This window comes from Streptomyces sp. NPDC006687 (assembly GCF_040636215.1).
Taxonomy (GTDB): Bacteria; Actinomycetota; Actinomycetes; order Streptomycetales; family Streptomycetaceae; genus Streptomyces.
Window position 1 is genome coordinate 1 of sequence record NZ_JBEYJJ010000024.1, and the last position, 17,588, is coordinate 17,588.

At 73.3% G+C, this 17,588-nt stretch carries 16 protein-coding genes and 2 tRNA genes; 6 read left to right on the top strand and 12 right to left on the bottom strand.

Translation table 11 applies throughout. From position 1 onward, the window contains the following. Positions 1-163 precede the first annotated feature (163 nt). The 4 genes from mshC to ABZ716_RS23200 form a co-directional block, all read right to left on the bottom strand. A complete protein-coding gene (gene mshC, locus ABZ716_RS23185; protein WP_351892273.1) occupies positions 164-1,393 on the bottom strand; it encodes a cysteine--1-D-myo-inosityl 2-amino-2-deoxy-alpha-D-glucopyranoside ligase in 1,230 nt (409 codons plus the stop codon). 120 nt (positions 1,394-1,513) lie between these two features. Then, positions 1,514-2,299, bottom strand: a complete 786-nt coding sequence (locus ABZ716_RS23190; RefSeq protein ID WP_358813747.1) for an SCO1664 family protein — start codon at positions 2,297-2,299, stop codon at positions 1,514-1,516. 14 nt (positions 2,300-2,313) lie between these two features. After that, the gene (locus ABZ716_RS23195; RefSeq protein ID WP_351892274.1) at positions 2,314-2,904 is read right to left on the bottom strand and encodes a DUF3090 domain-containing protein; all 591 of its coding nucleotides are present in this window, start codon (positions 2,902-2,904) and stop codon (positions 2,314-2,316) included. Between the two features lie 75 nt (positions 2,905-2,979). Next, positions 2,980-3,687, bottom strand: coding sequence for a histidine phosphatase family protein (locus tag ABZ716_RS23200; RefSeq protein ID WP_358813737.1), 708 nt, complete (start codon positions 3,685-3,687; stop codon positions 2,980-2,982). A 54-nt stretch (positions 3,688-3,741) separates the two neighbouring features. Between ABZ716_RS23200 and corA the strand changes: the two genes are divergently transcribed. Continuing rightward, the gene (gene corA, locus ABZ716_RS23205; RefSeq protein WP_358961376.1) at positions 3,742-4,734 is read left to right on the top strand and encodes a magnesium/cobalt transporter CorA; all 993 of its coding nucleotides are present in this window, start codon (positions 3,742-3,744) and stop codon (positions 4,732-4,734) included. A gap of 9 nt (positions 4,735-4,743) precedes the next feature. Here the strand turns inward: corA and ABZ716_RS23210 are convergent, their stop codons facing one another. Together ABZ716_RS23210 and ABZ716_RS23215 are read right to left on the bottom strand one after the other, a co-directional pair. Next, positions 4,744-5,532 (bottom strand): ferritin-like domain-containing protein, encoded by a 789-nt coding sequence (locus ABZ716_RS23210; RefSeq protein WP_358961378.1) that lies wholly within the window; start codon positions 5,530-5,532, stop codon positions 4,744-4,746. Between the two features lie 195 nt (positions 5,533-5,727). Beyond that, positions 5,728-6,777, bottom strand: coding sequence for an LLM class F420-dependent oxidoreductase (locus ABZ716_RS23215; protein ID WP_358961381.1), 1,050 nt, complete (start codon positions 6,775-6,777; stop codon positions 5,728-5,730). Positions 6,778-6,886: 109 nt separating this feature from the next. Between ABZ716_RS23215 and ABZ716_RS23220 the strand changes: the two genes are divergently transcribed. Both ABZ716_RS23220 and ABZ716_RS23225 read left to right on the top strand, forming a co-directional pair. Next, complete coding sequence (locus ABZ716_RS23220) at positions 6,887-7,870, top strand: aldo/keto reductase (protein ID WP_358961384.1); 984 nt, start codon at positions 6,887-6,889, stop codon at positions 7,868-7,870. Then, the gene (locus tag ABZ716_RS23225) at positions 7,867-10,065 is read left to right on the top strand and encodes an ATP-binding domain-containing protein (protein WP_358961387.1); all 2,199 of its coding nucleotides are present in this window, start codon (positions 7,867-7,869) and stop codon (positions 10,063-10,065) included. Before ABZ716_RS23220 ends, ABZ716_RS23225 begins: the two co-directional genes overlap by 4 nt. Positions 10,066-10,118: 53 nt before the next feature. Here ABZ716_RS23225 and ABZ716_RS23230 read toward each other — a convergent pair whose 3' ends face one another. After that, entirely contained in the window at positions 10,119-10,796 is a 678-nt protein-coding gene (locus tag ABZ716_RS23230) for a hypothetical protein (protein WP_358961390.1), read from the bottom strand. 47 nt (positions 10,797-10,843) lie between these two features. Here ABZ716_RS23230 and ABZ716_RS23235 point away from each other — a divergent pair, with 47 nt between their 5' ends. Continuing rightward, on the top strand, positions 10,844-11,032 hold the full coding sequence (locus ABZ716_RS23235; RefSeq protein ID WP_045950166.1) for a DUF5703 family protein: 189 nt from the start codon (positions 10,844-10,846) through the stop codon (positions 11,030-11,032). A gap of 63 nt (positions 11,033-11,095) precedes the next feature. Here ABZ716_RS23235 and ABZ716_RS23240 read toward each other — a convergent pair whose 3' ends face one another. The 3 genes from ABZ716_RS23240 to ABZ716_RS23250 form a co-directional block, all read right to left on the bottom strand. Then, positions 11,096-11,839: a chaplin family protein gene (locus tag ABZ716_RS23240; RefSeq protein WP_358961392.1), complete on the bottom strand. Its 744-nt coding sequence runs from the start codon at positions 11,837-11,839 to the stop codon at positions 11,096-11,098. 150 nt (positions 11,840-11,989) lie between these two features. Further along, positions 11,990-12,223 carry a chaplin gene (locus tag ABZ716_RS23245; protein ID WP_351892296.1) on the bottom strand — a complete coding sequence of 78 codons (234 nt, stop codon included), beginning with the start codon at positions 12,221-12,223 and terminating at the stop codon, positions 11,990-11,992. Between the two features lie 137 nt (positions 12,224-12,360). Then, positions 12,361-13,701 (bottom strand): M20/M25/M40 family metallo-hydrolase, encoded by a 1,341-nt coding sequence (locus ABZ716_RS23250; protein ID WP_358813730.1) that lies wholly within the window; start codon positions 13,699-13,701, stop codon positions 12,361-12,363. Positions 13,702-13,862: 161 nt separating this feature from the next. On the opposite strand from ABZ716_RS23250, the gene ABZ716_RS23255 reads away from it, so the two are divergent. Next, positions 13,863-13,947, top strand: a tRNA-Leu gene (locus ABZ716_RS23255). 161 nt (positions 13,948-14,108) lie between these two features. Further along, positions 14,109-14,193: transfer RNA gene (locus ABZ716_RS23260), tRNA-Leu, on the top strand. Positions 14,194-14,310: 117 nt separating this feature from the next. Here ABZ716_RS23260 and ABZ716_RS23265 read toward each other — a convergent pair. Continuing rightward, entirely contained in the window at positions 14,311-15,750 is a 1,440-nt protein-coding gene (locus ABZ716_RS23265) for an amino acid permease (RefSeq protein ID WP_358813729.1), read from the bottom strand. A 262-nt stretch (positions 15,751-16,012) separates the two neighbouring features. Next, positions 16,013-17,563 (bottom strand): APC family permease, encoded by a 1,551-nt coding sequence (locus ABZ716_RS23270; protein WP_358961394.1) that lies wholly within the window; start codon positions 17,561-17,563, stop codon positions 16,013-16,015. Between the last annotated feature and the right edge of the window lie 25 nt (positions 17,564-17,588).

Sequence of the window (17,588 nt, forward strand, 5' to 3'; positions counted from 1 at the left end):
CGCGCCTCAATCGCCGGCGAGGCTGAGATCAGCCTCGCCGGCGATTGAGGCGCGGGCGCGGTAGCGCCGTGTCTTGAGCCGCGCCGGCGACTGAGGCGGGAACGGAGGAAGGGCGGGTAGGGGAGCAGCACCGCGCAGCGGCACCGCACCCCCGCCGCCGGAACTACAGGGCTACGCCCAGGAGGGCGTCCACCGTGCGGGAGACCAGGCCGGGGGCCGTCTCGTCCGTTTCGTCGGAGGCGAGCTGCCGCTCGACCCAGCGGTCAACGGCCGCGAGCGCGGCAGGGGCGTCCAGGTCACGGGAAAGGGCCTCGCGGACCTCCTCCACCACCGCGTCCGCCGGAACCCCGTCCGGACGGGACACGGCCGCGCGCCAGCGCGCCAGGCGGGCCTCCGCCTCCGCGAGGACGGCGTCCGTCCACTCCCAGTCCGCCCGGTAGTGGTGGGACAGCAGCGCCAGGCGGATGGCGGCCGGGTCCACCCCGGCGCGCCGCAGGGCCGAGACGAAGACCAGGTTGCCCTTGGACTTCGACATCTTCTCGCCGTTCAGGGCGACCATGCCCGCGTGGACGTACGCCTTGGCCATCGGGAACTCGCCCGTCAGCGCGTGCGCGTGCGAGGCGCCCATCTCGTGGTGCGGGAAGGCGAGGTCGGAGCCGCCGCCCTGGATGTCGAAGCCCATGCCCAGGTGGTCCAGGGCGATGGCCACGCACTCGATGTGCCAGCCCGGCCGGCCGGGCCCCAGCGAGGCGCCGTCCCAGCTCGGTTCGCCCGGACGGGCGGCCATCCACAGCATCGGGTCCAGGGGGTTCTTCTTCCCCGGGCGGTCCGGGTCGCCGCCGCGCTCCGCGGACAGCAGCCGCATCGCCTGGGCGTCGAGGTTCGAGACTCCGCCGAAGTGCGGGTCGGACTCCACCGAGAAGTAGATGTCCCCGTCGAGCTCGTACGCCGCGCCGGCGTCGCGCAGCCGCTCGACCAGCGGCACGATGCCGGGTATGGCCTCGACGGCTCCGATGTAGTGCTGCGGGGGCAGCATCCGCAGGGCGGTCATGTCCTCACGGAAGAGGGCCGTCTCGCGTTCGGCGAGCTCGGTCCAGTCGTGCCCGTCGCGCAGCGCCCGCTCCAGGAGCGGATCGTCCACGTCCGTGACGTTCTGGACGTAGTGGACCTGGCGCTTGTTGTCGAGCCACACGCGCTGCACGAGGTCGAACGCGTTGTAGGTCGCCGCGTGACCGATGTGGGTCGCGTCGTACGGCGTGATGCCGCAGACGTAGAGGCGGGCGACGGGACCGGGGTCGAGGGTGATCGTCCCCTGGGTCGCGGTGTCGTGGATCTGGAGGTCGCGGCCCTTGCCGGGCAGGGCGGGGACCTCAGAAGCGGGCCAGGCATGCATGCCTTGAGACTAACCGGACGACTGTTCCGGAAACGAATGCGAGCAGCACTGTTGGCTTGATCCACACCCTTGCGTTCCGGCTGGAACTGTGCGTTCGCCGCTTCCGTGCGGAGGCCCTGCTCAGACGGGCGGCCAGGGGATCGCGGGCCACTGTCCCGAGGGCTTGGGGTGGGTGCCGTTGCTCAGCAGCAGCGCCACGCGGGCCCGTACGGCGGCCAGCTCGGCCGGGGTGATCAGTTCCGCCAGCCGGGTGGCGAGCGGGGCGCCCTCGGCCAGCTGGGCCTCCAGGGAGGCCAGCACCGAGCGTGCTTCGCCGGTCAGCGGCTCCCCCGCCCAGCCCCAGAGCAGGGTGCGGAGCTTGTCCTCGGAGTGGAAGCTCACACCGTGGTCGATCCCGTAGAGGCGGCCGTCGGGCGCGGGGAGCAGGTGGCCGCCCTTGCGGTCGCCGTTGTTGATGACGGCGTCGAGGACGGCGAGCCGGCGCAGCCGGGGGTCGTCGGCGTGGACGAGCAGGGCGGTGCGGCCCTCCCCCACCTCGGCGAGGGCGACGGGTTTCCAGCCCTCCCCGGCCTCCTCGCCCTCCACCAGCGCGAGCAGCCCGGGCTCCGGCGGTTCTCCGGCGTCGATCCAGTGCTGCACCATGCCTTCTCCGTACGGGCCGTCGCGCAGCACGGTGGTGGGCACGAGCCCCCAGCCGGTGGCCTCGGAGACGAGGTAGGCGGCGCGCTCGCGGCGGGCGAGGTTGCCGTCGGGGAAGTCCCACAGCGGCCGCTCGCCCTTGACGGGCTTGTAGACACACTCCGCGGTGCGGCCCTCGTAGGCGGCGGTGCACAGCAGGACGGCGTTGGACGCCTCGGCTATCCGGCCGCGGACGGTCAGCTCGCCGCGGGTGAGCAGCTCCTCCATCGGGGTCACGGCGCTCACACCTGGCGCCGGTACCCGTTCTGGCGGGGGCACACGTGCCCCTCGGGGTCCAGGGGCAGGCTGCACAGCGGGCAGGGCGGGCGGCCGGCGTTGACCACGTCCAGGGCGCGCTTGGCGAAGGCGCGGGCCTGCGCGCCGGAGAGCCGTACGCGCAGCATGGGCGGGCCGTTCTCCTCGTCCTGGAGGAGCCGCTCCTCGGCCTCGGCGAGGTCTTCCTCGGAGTCGGCGTCGAGTTCGACGAGCGCCTGCGCCTCGACGATCATCCGCTGGTGTTCGCCGTCCCAGGCGAGGGCCATGGTGCCGACGCGGAACTCCTCCTCGACGGGCACGTCGAGGGGGGCGGTGTCGGCGGCCTCCGTGGTGGCGACGGCCGGGACGGGAGCGTTGCCGCCGGTCCGCCGGACCACCTCGTCCAGCAGTTCGTCCATCCGCTCGGCGAGCGCGGCGACCTGCGTCTTCTCCAGGGAGACGCTGGTGATGCGGGGGCCCTGGGATGCCTGGAGGAAGAAGGTGCGACGTCCAGGCAGACCGACGGTGCCCGCCACGAAGCGGTCCGGCGGGTCGTAGAGGAACACCTGACGGGGCACGACCGGTCTCCAAGTCTGGGGCGGGGGCGGGGCTGGGCTGTTGTGCTGGCCCTGCCACCCTACTGCGCCGTCCGATCAGGCCGCGCCCGCGCCGCCCCCCACGACGGCCTCCCCGCCGCCCTCGGCCGCGTTCTCCGCGGGAGGCGCCGCGGCCGGGATGAGGGGGGCGAGGTCGCCGGTGTCGCCGAGGCGCAGCAGGAAGGGCCTGCTGGGGGTGTAGCGGACGGCGGTGACCGAGCAGGGGTCCACGTGGATCCGCTGGAAGAGGTCGAGGTGCATACCGAGGGCGTCGGCGACGAGGGACTTGATGATGTCGCCGTGGGAGCAGACGAGGAAGACGGCGTCGGATCCGTGCTCCTCCTCGATCCGCGCGTTCCATTCGCGGACGGCCTCCACGGCGCGGTGCTGCATGGCGCGCAGGGACTCGCCGCCGGGGAAGGCGGCGGCCGAGGGGTGCTGCTGGACGATCTTCATGAGGGGTTCGTCGGCGAGTTCGGAGAGCTTGCGGCCCGACCAGTCGCCGTAGTGGCATTCGCCGACGCGTTCGTCGGTGTGCAGGGGCAGCCCGGGCCGGGCGGCGAGCAGCGGGGCCAGGGTCTCCTGGCAGCGCTGGAGCGGGCTGCACACGGCGGCCGCGAGCGGCACCCCGTCGAGCCGCCCCGGCAGCGCGGCGGCCTGCGCGGCCCCCCGCTCGTCGAGGGCGACCCCGGGGGTCCAGCCGGCGAGCAGCCCGGCGGTGTTGGCGGTGGACCGCCCGTGTCGTACGAGGATCAGCGTGGCCATGGGAGCAGCCTAAGCGTTGCCCCTGGCGTGCGGGCGGGGGGCGGAGAGAGGAGAATGCCCGGCATGATCGTGGACTGCGCCATGTACCGGGACGGGCGGCGCTCCGAGGCCCCCGGGGACCTGTCGGACGCCCTGGCGCAGGCGCGCGCGGTCGGCGACGCCTTCCTGTGGATCGGCATGCACGAGCCGACGGAGGAGGAGTTCGCGCACGTCAGCCACGAGTTCGGGCTGCACTCGCTGGCCGTGGAGGACGCGCTGACCGCGCACCAGCGGCCGAAGCTGGAGGTGTACGACGACTCCCTCTTCGTGGTCCTCAAGCCGGTGATGTACGACGACGACGCGGACAAGGTGACCACGGGCGAGCTGATGCTGTTCATCGGCGACTCGTTCGTGGTGACCGTCCGGCACGGCGAGGGCGCCGCGCTGGCCGCCGTACGCCGTCGGCTGGAGCACGATCCGGAGGTGCTGCGGCACGGGCCGACGGCGGTGCTGTACGCGGTGTCCGACGCGGTGGTGGACCACTACATCGAGGTGGCGGCCGAGCTCCAGGCGGACCTGGAGGAACTGGAGGCGGAGGTGTTCGCCCCGCAGACCGCGGGCACCAAGAACACCGCGGCGCGGATCTACGGGTTCAAGCGGCAGGTGCTGGAGTTCCGCCGGGCGACGAGCCCGCTGCTCCAGCCGATGGACCGGCTCGCCTTCGGTGAGGTGCCCTTCGTGCACGAGCACGCCAGGCCGTTCTTCCGGGACGTGGCCGACCACCTGACCAAGGCGAACGAGTACATCGAGGGCCTGGACCGGCTGCTGTCGGACGCGCTGTCCGCGCACCTGGCGCAGATGGGGGTCCGGCAGAACGACGACATGCGCAAGATCTCCGCCTGGGCGGCCATGGCGGCCGTGCCGACCATGGTCGCGGGGATCTACGGGATGAACTTCGACCACATGCCGGAGCTGAGGCAGGGGTGGGGCTATCCGGCGGTGCTGCTGCTGATGGCGGCCGTGTGCTTCGGGCTGCACCGGATGTTCAAGCGGCGCGGCTGGCTGTGAGGTCCGGGCTCAGGCGAAGCCGGGTGCGGGGGCCGGCCGGCCTCCCAGGGGATCGGTGCGCTCGGGCTGGTGCAGCCCGATCATGCGGTGCCAGCCGCTGAAGCGCTCGTAGACGTACACCGCGCGGATGCCGGCGGCGAGCGCGGCCGCCTTGGGGGCGGGCCAGCGCAGCAGGCGTCCCATGTGGTCCATGACGGCGAGGCTGACGTCCCGGTAGACGGCGATCTCGGCGAGGGCGCTGGAGCGCAGGAGCCGGTGGATGGTGCGGCCGTGTCCCGCGCGGGCCAGGCGCAGCAGTTCCTCGTGGCAGTAGGCGAGGTGGTTGTCCTCGTCGTGGCTGATCACCCGGATGGCCTTGCCGACCTCGGGGTGGTCGCCGAAGTGCCGCAGCAGCATGTCCATCTGGTCGGCGGCCCGTTGTTCGGTGACCCGGCTGTGGGCGAGGTAGACGACGACGTCCTCCTCGCTCAGCGGCTCCTCGCGGCGCAGCTTGTCGTGGGCGAGGCCGATCCCGCGGCGTTCGAGGAGCATCGTGTAGTCGGTCTCGGGCGGGACGGGCACGACAGGCAGGCCGCGGTTGCGCAGCAGGGCGCGGAAGATCCGGCCGTGCTTGTCCTCGTCGGTGCCGTGCCGGGCGATCTTGGGGGCGAGGCCGCGCAGGGCATCGGGAACGAGGGCGGCGATCCGGGCGTTCTCCCAGCCGCCCTGGGACTCCCCGCTGGCGGCGATGGAGCAGAACAGCTGGAAGGACGCGTCGTCGTCGACGATCTCCTGGAACAGGCTGCGTGCGGAGAGCATGGAACGAGTCAAACGGGGAGGGAGCGGGCGGGCAACCGAGGGGCGGCGGGACTCGCCCGAATGAACGAAAACGCCGCCCGGGCCGCGGGGCGTAACCCCGGGGACGGGCGGCGCGTTGTTCGCTGTGTCGGCCGTGGCGGGGAAGACCCCCGAGCCCCCACCACGGCCGCTGAACCCCTCCAGCCGGAGCGCCGCCTAGGCCAGCCCGGCCCGCTCCAGCGCCTCCACGCCGGCCCGCAGGGCCGTGAGCCGCTCGTCCAGGGTGAATCCGGCCGGGGCGAGCGTGAGGGTGGTGACGCCGGCCTCGGCGTAGGCCCGCATCCCGTCCGCGATGCGCTCCACGGAGCCGAGCAGGGTGGTGGAGTCGATCAGCGAGTGCGGGACGGCGGCCGCCGCGCCCTCCTTGTCGCCGCCCAGGTACTTGGCCTGGATCTCGGCGGCTTCCTTCTCGTAACCCATGCGCTGGGCGAGCTGGTTGTAGAAGTTCTGCTTCGGGCTGCCCATGCCGCCGACGTACAGGGCGGTGTAGGGGCGGAACATGTCGGCGAGGGCGCCGACGTCCTCGCCGACGGCCAGCGGCACGGTCGGGCAGACGTCGAAGCCGTCCATGGTCAGTCCGGCCTTCGCGCGGCCCTCGCGCAGGTGGCGCAGGGCCGTCTCCTCCAGCTGCTCGGCGGCCGGGAAGATCAGCAGGGCGCCGTCGGCGATCTCGCCGGTCTGCTCCAGGTTCTTCGGCCCGATGGCAGCGATGTAGAGCGGGATGTGCTCGCGCTCGGGGTGGACGGTCAGCTTGATCGGCTTGCCGGGTCCGCCGGGCAGCGGAAGGGTCCAGTGCTGCCCTTCGTAGGAGAGGCGCTCACGGCTCATGGCCTTGCGGACGATCTCCACGTACTCGCGGGTGCGGGCGAGCGGCTTGTCGAACTTCACCCCGTACCAGCCCTCGGAGACCTGGGGGCCGGAGACGCCGAGGCCCAGGCGGAAGCGGCCCTTGGTGAGGGAGTCCAGGGTGGCGGCGGTCATGGCCGTCATCGCGGGCTGGCGGGCCGGGATCTGGAAGATGGCCGAGCCGACGTCGATCCGCTCGGTCTGGGCGGCCACCCAGGCCAGTACGGTGGCCGCGTCGGAGCCGTACGCCTCCGCCGCCCAGCAGACGTCGTAGCCGAGGCGGTCGGCCTCCTGGGCGACGGCCAGGTTGTCGGCGTCCATGCCCGCACCCCAGTAGCCGAGATTGATGCCGAGCCGCATGTGTCGTCCCCTAACGATGTGCCGGTTTACTGCTCAGTAACGTGGGTCTGGGCAGGGACTCTAGCGCGCCCGGCGGCCGCGCGGCAGTGCCCCAGTAGTCTCAGCGCTCATGGAGCAGAGGCATCTCGGCCGCACCGGACTGCGCGTCTCCCGGATCGGCCTCGGCACCCTCACCTGGGGCCGCGACACCGGCGAGGAAGCCGCCGCCGAGCAGTTGAAGGCGTTCTGGGAGGCGGGCGGCACGCTCGTCGACACGGCGGACGTGTACGGCGGCGGGGAGTCGGAGTACCTCCTGGGGCGGCTGGTGGGCTCGCTCGTGCCGCGCCGGGAGCTGGTCATCGCGACCAAGGCGGGCAGCGTCCCCGACCCGGACCGCCGCTTCGACGGCTCGCGCGGGCACCTGCTGTCGGCGCTGGACGACTCCCTGGAGCGGCTGGGCACCGACCACGTGGACCTGTGGCAGGTCCACGCCTTCGACCCCCGGACGCCGCTCGACGAGACCCTCCAGGCGCTGGACCTGGCCGTCTCCAGCGGGCGCGCCCGGTACGCGGGGGTGTCGAACTTCAGCGGCTGGCAGCTGGCGAAGGCCGCCACCTGGCAGCTGGCCGCGCCGGGGGTACGGACCCGGCTGGCGTCGACCCAGATGGAGTACTCCCTCCTCCAGCGGGGCGTCGAGCGGGAGGTGCTCCCGGCCGCCCTGGACCTGGGCGTCGGCCTGCTCCCCTCCTCACCGCTGGGCCGGGGGGTCCTCACCGGCAAGTACCGCGAGGGCACCCCGGCGGACTCCCGGGGCGCGTCGGCCTCCCTGGCGGCCTTCGTGGAGCCGTACCTGGACGAGGCGGCGGGCCGGATCGTGGACGCCGTCGCCACGGCGGCGCAGGGCCTGGCGGTCACCCCGCTCCAGGTGGCCCTGGCGTGGGTCCGCGACCGGCCCGGGGTCGCCGCGCCCATCGTCGGGGCCCGCACGGGGGCGCAGCTCGCGGCGGCGCTGTCGGTGGAGGCCCTTAGTCTTCCGGAGGAGATCCGCCGGGCGCTGGACGACGTGTCCGCCCCCGTGCACCGCTACCCCGACCAGGACTGGAGCACCCTGTGAGCACGGCCCCCGCCCCCACCCCGGAGCCCACCCCCCAGGGCCCGGCCCCCGAGCCCCCGGCTCAGACTCCGGGCCACGACGAACCCGGGACCGCGCCCCAGGACCAGCCCGACGGTGCCGAGGCCGGGCCGGAGACCGGTGGGGAGCCGACGGCGGAGCCGGCCGAAGCCCAGGCCGGGCCGCAGGGCCAGCCCGGCGAAGCCGGGGCCGGGCCGGAGGCCGCTGGGGCCGAGTCCGAGGTCGGGGGCGGGGCGGAGCCCGCGGTTGAAGGGGCCGGCGGGGTCAGTGAGGCTCAGGCCGAGTTGGCGGCGCAGCGGGTGGAGCGGGAGCGGATCGCGCGGCGGAAGGCCGAGCGGGCCGAGCCCGTCGAGGCCGGCGGCAAGCTCAGCGGCCGGGCCGCCGACCTGCTGGCCGCCGTACGGGCCGTGGAGAGCGGCGCCAAGCCGCCGGCGCTGACGTTCGACGAGGCACAGGCACCCGCACCCCGCCGCGCGGCCCCCGCTCCCCCGGCGCCCCGCCCGCAGGCCCCGGCCAGGACGGTCGGGGACGTGGCGGCGGTACGGGCCGTCCTGGCACGCGGCGGCGCCCCGGAGGCCCTGGCCGGCCCGGCCGCCGAGGCCCTCGGGGAGGGCGCGGCCGAGCAGCTGACCGAGGACCCCTGGCGGCTGCTGGCCGTCCCCGGGGTCCGCCCGACGCAGGCGGACGGCTTCGCGCAGGCCCTGCTGGGCCCGGCCGCCGGCCCCGCCGACGAGCGCCGGGGCGCCGCCCTGCTGGGCTGGCTGCTGGACCGCGCCGCCGAGCGCGGGCACACCGCCCTGGAGGCCCCCGTACTGGAGAAGGCCCTCGCGCAGTACGGCGTGCCGGCCCCCGCCGAGACCCTGGAGGCGGCGATCGGCGACGGCACGGTGCTGGTGTTCCACGAGCCGCTCGGCGAGCCCGTCGCGGAGGACGAGGAGCAGCCCGTACGCGTCCTGGTGGGCCTGGAGGAGCACGCCCTGGCCGAGGAGAGCCTCGCCGACGGCCTGGCCCGGCTGGCGGCCACCTTCACCGCCCCGGCCGACTGGTCCGCGGTGGCCGTCGGCCCCGGCGCCGAGCTGGTCCGGGCCGTGGCCGGCGCGGGCCTGGTCACCCACAGCGGCGGCGAGGCGGCCCGCGCCGAACCGCTGGCCCTGCTGCGCGCCGCCCAGGGGCTCGGCCTGCGCACCGCCCTGGCGACGCACGCCCCGGCGCCCGGCGCCGTCACCGTCGCGGACCTCCTCGCGGGCGCGGCGGGGCCCGGCCGGGACGCCGACGGCCGCTTCGCGGTGGACCTGCTGATCGTCCTGGACGCACCGCAGCTGGACGTGGAGACGGCGGCGGCCCTGGTGGAGTCGGTACCCGACGGGGCCCGGCTGGTGCTGTCCGGGGACCCCGGGGTGCTGGGCTCGGCGGGACCGGGCCGGGTGTTCGCCGATGTGCTGGCGGCCCGCGCCTTCCCGCACGTGGTCTCCCGCACCCCGGACGCGGGCCCGCTCGGCGAGCTGGTCTCGGGGATCGGCATCGGGGAGCTGAACCAGGTCGACGCCCCCGGCAAGGAGGTCGTCATCGTCCCGGTGCGCGATCCCGGCGAGGCCGTGCACCGCACCGTGCAGCTGGTGGCCGACTCCGTGCCGCGGGCCTTCGGCATTCCGGCGGAGGCCGTCCAGGTCATCACCCCGGGCCACGGCGGCCCCGCGGGGACCCGGGCGCTCAACGCGGCCCTCAAGGAGCGCCTGAACCCCGGCCCCGGCCGGTTCGGCGGCTTCGACCCCGGCGACCGGGTGGTCCACGTACCGGCGCCCGGCCGGGCGCGGCCGGCCCGGGTGGTGTCGGCCGACGCGGAGGGGCTGCACCTGGACGCGGCCGGCGCGCGGATCGTCGTACCCCAGGACCGGGTGGAGGCGCAGGTGCGGCACGGCTGGGCGGTGACGGCGCACCAGGCCGTCGGCTCGCGCTGGCCGGCGGTGGTCGTCGTACTGCCGGGGGACGCGGCGCAGGCCCTGTCCCGGGACTGGGTGTACACGGCGTTCGGGCGGGCCGAGCGTCACCTGTCGGTGGTGCACGGGGTCGAACAGGCTCTGGCGCACGCGGTGGCGCAGGTGCCGCCGAAGCCCCGTACGACCCGTCTCACCGCCCTTCTGAGGGCCCTGGCGGCCGCCCAGCACGAGCAGCCCTAGGGGGCCCGCACGCCGCCTCCGCCCGGGCGGGGCGGGGGCGGCGTGGCGCGTCCTCAGGCCGGGGTCGGCCGGGACGGGGCGGCGGGGCTGTCGTCGGTGCCGTCGTCCTCGTCGTCCTCGAAGAACTCCGCGTCCTCCTCGTCGAAGACGGAACTCACGTCGAACCGGTGCAGGACGTCCTGCTGGTCGGTGTGCCCGAAGGGCGATCCCAGCCAGTCCCCCGGTTCCGCGACCTCCTCCAGCGCCGCGATCCAGAGGGTGGAGTCGCCCTCCTCCAGGCCGAACTCCTTGGAGCGCGAGGCGATCTCGTCGGGTTCGTACTCCCCGAAGAGGACCCCCAGCGCTCCTCCGGTCCCGCCGTCGTCGATGAGTTCGGCGTCGCGGTCGTGGGCGGCGACCCGCTCGGCCTGGGCGATCAGCCGGGCCGGTTCGACGACGGCGTAGTCGCGGCGGATGAGCACGCTGAAGGCGGCGGGCTCGGCGGGGCCGGTGTACGGGGACCCGCTCTCGGGGTTGGGGATCTCGAACGGGGTGACCTCGTCGTAGCGGTCGTAGAGGAGTTCGTCGTACTCCTCGGCAGCGGCGGCGAGTTCGTTGAAGGCGGCGTAGACGGCCGGGTCCTCGTCCCCGACCCTGCTCTCGACCGCGGCGAGGTGACGGTCGAGAGCGGCCTTGACCGCCTCGGCGGCGGCGCGTACCTCGGCAACAGTGGGCAGAGCGGCATCAGACATAGTGCAGACGCTATCCGTAGGGGGCCGGTGCCCGCACAATAGATTCGATGCCGGAATACGAATTCGTCGACGTGTACGTGCCTCGCGGGACGCCCCGCAAGGAGGCGACCCGCCTGCTGACCGACCATGCCGAGTACGGGCATTGGGAGCTCGACCGCCTGACCCTGTACCGGGACGGCAGCCGCCGGGCGCGGCTGCGCCGCCGGATCATCCGCCAGGTCAGAGCCACCTGGTGAAGTGAGCGCGGACACGGCGACGCGGGCCCCGGTGGCCGGGGCCCGCGTCGTGGGTGTCGTCCGTCAGGCGGCGTTGCGGGCGCGCCGGTAGAGGACGGTCCCGGCCAGCAGCAGCCCGCCCGCGAGGGGAAGGCCGGCCGTCATGGCGTCACCGGCGCCCGTAGCGGCGAGCCCCGCGCCGGCGTGGGCCGCCGGGGTGATCGCGGCGCCCGTACCGGATCCGGTGGAGGTGCCCGACGCACCGGTGCCGGTGCCGGGGTTGCCCGGCGTGTGGCTGCCCGGGGTGCCGGGGTTGCCGCCGGGGTGGCCCGGGTTCCCGGGGTGACCGGGGTGGCCCGGGTGGTCCTCGTCGCAGTCGTCGTCGCCCGGGGTACCGGGGTTGCCGGGGTGACCCGGGGTGCCGGGGTTGCCCGGGTGACCCGGGTTACCGGGGTGACCCGGGTTGCCCGGGTGTCCCGGGGTGCCGGGGTTGCCCGGGTGGCCCGGAGTGCCCGGGTTACCGGGGTGTCCCGGAGTGCCGGGGTTGCCCGGGTGACTGGGCTGCTGCGGCCCGTCCGGCGCGTTGGCGCACCGGTTGCCGAACGCCGGGTTCAGCAGCGCGATCACGTTCACGGTGTTGCCACAGGCGTTCACCGGAACGTCCACCGGCGCCTGCACGTTGTTCCCGGACAGCAGTCCCGGAGAGCCCACGGCATGCCCGGCGGCTGTGGAGTCCGCGTGGGCGTAGCCGCCGCCGAGTGCGAGGACACCCCCTGCCGCCGCCATCGTGATCAGCGTCTTCCTCGTGACCTGAACAGGTCGTCGCATCTGTACTCGTCCCCTGGTGAGTGCGTTCGCGCGGCGCACGGGCTGTTTCGGGCACCCCCGCCCGCACGCCTGCATGAGTGGTTCCGGGCCGAAATGCCCGGCGGCCCCGGAGCGCTGGATTGCGCTCCGGGGCCAGAACTTTCAGCAGCGTCAGGCGTTGACGCAGGTGTTGCCGAAGGCCGGGTTCAGCAGCGCGATGACGTTCACGGTGTTGCCGCAGACGTTGACCGGGATGTGGATCGGAACCTGGACGACGTTGCCGGACGCGACACCGGGGGAGCCGATGGCCGCACCCTGGGCGCCCGCGTCGGCGACGGCGAGACCGGCGCCCGCGAGAACCAGACCACCGGTGGCAGCCGCAGCGGCGACAACCTTCTTGAGCATTGTTCCTCCTAGTAGGCAAGTGCGGTCCCAGCCGCGGACCGCACCACCTGTAACGAGGAGGGATCACCGGGGCTACGAGCGTATGAGCGCATTCACTCTTCCCAGTGGAATCCGCACACCTTCGCGAATCCCGGGCGTTAGGAGTGGTCGATGAAACGGTCGAGCACCCGTACGCCGAACTTCAGGCCCTCGACCGGCACCCGCTCGTCGACTCCGTGGAACATGCCCGCGAAGTCCAGCTCCGGGGGCAGCTGGAGCGGGGCGAAGCCGAAGCAGCGGATGCCGAGGTCGTCGAAGGACTTGGCGTCCGTACCGCCGGAGAGCATGTACGGCACGGCGCGCGCGATCGGGTCCTCGGCGCGCAGGGCGCCCTGCATGGCGTCCACGAGCCTGCCGTCGAAGTCGGTCTCCAGGGCCTTGTCGGCGTGCACGTCCTCCCGCTTCACCCGCGGGCCGAGGATCCGGTCGAGGTCCGCGAAGAACTCGTCCTCGTAGCCGGGCAGGAAGCGGCCGTCCACGTGCGCGGTGGCCTGGCCGGGGATGACGTTGACCTTGTAGCCGGCGCCGAGCATGGTCGGGGCGGCCGAGTTGCGCAGCGTCGCGCCGACCATCTTGGCGATGCCGCCGAGCTTGGCGAGCGTGGCGTCCATGTCGTCCGGGTCGAGCGGGGTTCCGAGCGCGTCCGAGAGCTCGTCCAGGAAGTGCCGGACGGTCTTGGTCACCCTGACCGGCCACTGGTGGCGGCCCAGGCGTCCGACGGCCTCGCACAGTTCCGTGATCGCGTTGTCGTTGTTGGTCATGGAGCCGTGGCCGGCGGTGCCGTCGACCGTGAGCCGCATCCAGTGCATGCCCTTCTGGGCGGTCTCCACCAGGTAGAGGCGGAGGTTCTCGTTCACGGTGAAGGAGAAGCCGCCCACCTCGCCGATCGCCTCCGTGACCCCTTCGAAGAGCCCGGGGTGCTTGTCCACGAGGTGCCGGGCGCCGTACGTGCCGCCCGCCTCCTCGTCCGCGAGGAAGGCGAGCACGATGTCGCGCGGGGGCTTGCGCCCGCTGCGCATACGGTCGCGCACGACGGCCAGCGTCATCGCGTCCATGTCCTTCATGTCGACGGCGCCGCGGCCCCACACGCAGCCGTCGGCGATCTCGCCCGAGAAGGGGTCGTAGGTCCAGTCGGCGGCGTTGGCCGGGACCACGTCGGTGTGCCCGTGGATCAGCAGGGCGGGGCGCGAGGGGTCCTCGCCCTCGATCCGGGCCACGGTCGAGGCCCGGCCCTTGTGCGATTCGAAGATCTGCGGTTCCAGCCCGACCTCGGCGAGCTTCTCCGCGACCCACTCGGCCGCCTTCCGCTCGCCGGGGCCCGAGTGGTCCCCGTAGTTGCTGGTGTCGATCCGGATGAGGTCCCGGCAGAGATCGACGACCTCGTCCTGGCCCGAGACGGTCTGGCCCACGCCCGATGCGCTCACGCTGCTTCCTCCCACTGATCATGCTGATCATGTACGGCTGTCCCCCCATCCTCCCGCCCGGGGCCGCTCTCCCCAAGGGCGTTCCGCCGGCCGCGGGGGGCGGGACCGAGGACCCCGGACTGTTTGGTAATGTTTTCCACGTCGGAACGGCCGCGAGGCCGGACGGCACACACCCGGTCCGGGTGGCGGAATGGCAGACGCGCTAGCTTGAGGTGCTAGTGCCCTTTATCGGGCGTGGGGGTTCAAGTCCCCCCTCGGACACACGAAGAGAAGGACCCCGCTCCGGCGGGGTCCTTCCTCGTTTCCCCGGCGGTTCCCGGTGGCCGGAAGCCGCTGGTCGGGGGTGGGACGGGCCGCGCCGGAATGTTTGGTAATGTTTCACCTGTCGCCACGGCCGGTGAGGCCGGGACGACACACACCCCGTCCGGGTGGCGGAATGGCAGACGCGCTAGCTTGAGGTGCTAGTGCCCTTTATCGGGCGTGGGGGTTCAAGTCCCCCCTCGGACACACGAAGAGAAGGACCCCGCTCCGGCGGGGTCCTTCTTCGTTTCCCCGGGGAACGGCGAAGGGCCCCCGGAACGGGCCCGTGCCCGTCCCGGAGGCCCCTGGGGCCCGTGGGGGTCGTCAGTCGCGCGAGGCGGCGATCGCGGCCACCCGGCGGCGGACCAGGAACCAGCCGCCGACCAGGGCCGCGGCGATGCCCGGGAGGATCATCACCGTGGTGCGGCCGACGCCGCCGTCGCACCACATCAGGACCAGGACGGTCACCAGGAAGACCAGGGTGACGATCTGCGTGTACGGCGCCCAGGGCAGCTTGTACGCGGGGCGCTCGACCTGGCCGCTCCGCGCGCGGCGCCAGAAGAACAGCGAGCAGATCATGACCATGGCCCAGGTGCCGAGGATGCCGATGGAGGCCAGGTTGAGGACGATCTCGAACGCCTCGCCGGGCATCCAGTAGTTCAGGCCGACGCCCGCGACGCCGAAGCCGGCGGTGAAGAGGACGCCGCCGTAGGGGACCTTGCCCTTGTTCATGACGCCGGTGAACTTCGGGGCGGAGCCGGCCAGGGCCATCGAGCGCAGGATCCGGCCGGTGGAGTAGAGGCCGGAGTTCAGGCTGGACAGGGCGGCCGTGAGGACGACCAGGTTCATGATGCCGGCGGCGCCGGGCACGCCCAGCTTGTCGAAGACCGTGACGAAGGGGCTCTGGTCGGCGGAGTACTCCGTGTACGGGAGCAGCAGCGCGAGCAGGACCACGGAGCCGACGTAGAACAGGCCCACGCGCCACATGATCGAGTTGATGGCCTTCGGCATGATCTTCTCGGGGTTCTCGGTCTCGCCGGCGGCGACGCCGCAGAGCTCGACGGAGGCGTACGCGAAGACCACGCCCTGGATGACCAGGAGCATCGGGAGCACGCCGGACGGGAAGAGGCCGCCGTGGTCGCTGATGTTGGACAGGCCCGGGGTGCTGCCGCCGATGTCGTGGCTGGTGACGACGAGGTAGATGCCCACGAGCAGGAAGACCGCCAGGGCGGCGACCTTGACCAGGGAGAACCAGAACTCCATCTCGCCGAAGTACTTCACCGAGATCAGGTTCGCGGTGAGGACCACGGCCAGGGCGACGAAGGCGAGCACCCACTGGGGGATGTCGGTGAACATGGCCCAGAAGTGCGCGTAGGTCGCGGCGGCCGTGATGTCGGCCACGGTCGTGGTGGACCAGTTGAGGAAGTAGAGCCAGCCGGCCGTGTAGGCGCCCTTCTCCCCCATGAACTCGCGCGCGTAGCTGACGAAGGCGCCGGAGGACGGGCGGTAGAGGACGAGCTCGCCGAGCGCCCGGACGACGAAGAAGGCGAAGACGCCGCACACCGCGTAGGCGATGGCGAGGGACGGCCCGGCGCCGGCGAGGCGGCCGCCGGCGCCGAGGAACAGGCCGGTGCCTATCGCCCCGCCGATGGCGATCATGTTGATGTGGCGGGACTTGAGGTCCTTGCTGTACCCCTCGTCCCCCGCGTCGACATGGCGGGAGGGCGCCTCGGCGGTGGCCTCGGTCAAGGTGCGATCACTCATATACGGCTTCGCCTTCGTGGGTGGGACAGGCAGGTCCGAAAGCCGCGTGCGGGGGAGCTGGGTGGTATCCCCCGTATCGCGGTTGCGGTGATTTTGTCGCCATAGGAGACCACGAGGCCCGGCAACCCGCAAAAATCGGCCACCGGACGCCGAAGCCCCCGGTGACCATGGAAACGGTCCCTGGGGGCGTCGGGAGGCTGCGTAAACGGGTCTGGGGCGCCTGTCGGGCGTCAGGTCGGGCGTACGGCGCCTCGGGGGCCGCTCAGGCGCCCGGGGCGGCCTCGGCGGCCTGGTCGAGGCGGAACGCCTCGTTCCCCAGGCCGATGCGGGCGTGCGCCTCGGGGCGGCGGGCCTTGAGCACCAGCCCGTGGACCAGTCCGCCGAGGGCGGCCACGCCGATGATCGCGGGCAGCACCCAGCTGAGCGCGGAGCCCTCCTCGGCGGCGACCAGGACGCCGAAGTCCTTGACGGTGTAGACGGCGATGCCGATCAGGGCCAGCCCGGCGAGGCCCGCCGCGACGAGCCGCCAGACCTGGGCGCCCGCGGCGCCCCGGCGGACGAAGAAGGCGATGACGGCGAAGGAGGAGGCCGCCATCAGGACGGTCACGCCGAGAGCCCCGACGCTGCCCATCCAGGTGAACAGGTGCAGGACGGGGGCGGTGGGGTCGCCGGCCGGGGCGCTGTCGGTCAGCGCGAAGGCGAGGACGACCAGGGCGGCGACGACGGTCTGGAGCAGGGAGCCGGTGGCGGGGGCGCCGGTGCCGGGGTTGGTGCGGCCGAAGCGGGCGGGGAGCAGGCCCTCGCGGCCCATGGCGAAGGCGTAGCGGGCGACCACGTTGTGGAAGCTGAGCATGGCCGCGAACATGCCGGTCACGAAGAGCACGTGCAGGACGTCGGTGAAGCCCGCGCCCAGGCGGCTCTGCGTGAGGTCGAAGAGCAGGGCGGGGCCGGCCTCGGCGGACGCCTTGGCGATGCCGGCCGGGCCGGCGGCCACGCTGAGGGCCCAGGCGCTGAAGGCGAAGAAGAGGGCGACGAAGCCGACGGCGAGGAACATCACCCGGGAGACGACGATGTGCGGCTTGCTGGTCTCCTCGGCGTAGACCGGGGACTGCTCGAAGCCGACGAAGGCGGCGATGCAGAAGCACAGGGCGGTGCCGAGGCCCGCTCCGCCGAGGGTGGCGGGGTCGAAGGCGGCCAGGGAGAGGCCCTCGGGCCCGGGCTTGCCCAGGGCGGCGAGGTCGAAGACGACGACGAGGGCGCACTCGATGAGCAGCAGCACGCCGAGGACCTTGGCGTTAAGGTCGATCTTCAGCCAGCCGAGGGCGCCGGTGGCGGCGACCCCGAGCAGGGCGGGGATCCACCAGGCGATCTCGGTGTGCAGGTAGGTGGCGAAGAGCCCGGAGACCTCGAAGCCGAGGATGCCGTACACGCCGACCTGCATCGCGCTGTAGGCGACGAGGGCGACGAGGGAGGCGGAGGCTCCGGCGGTGGGCCCCAGGCCGCGGGCTATGTAGGCGTAGAAGGCGCCGGCGTTGTGGACGTGGCGGCTCATCTCGGCGTAGCCGATGCCGAAGAGGGCCAGGACGACGCCGAGGATCACGAACAGCAGCGGCTGGCCGACGATGCCCATGACCCCGAAGATCGTGGGCATGACACCGGCGACGACCATCAGCGGTGCGCTGGCGGCGAGGACGGAGAGCAGCAGCCCGGCGGTGCCGAGGCGGCCGGCGCGCAGGGCGCGGTCCTGGCCCTTGTAGGTGCGGATCTCGGCCTGGGTGGCGGGGGCCGGCACGGTGGATCTGCCCGTCGGCATGGCAGGGTCCTTTCGGGGGCGACTG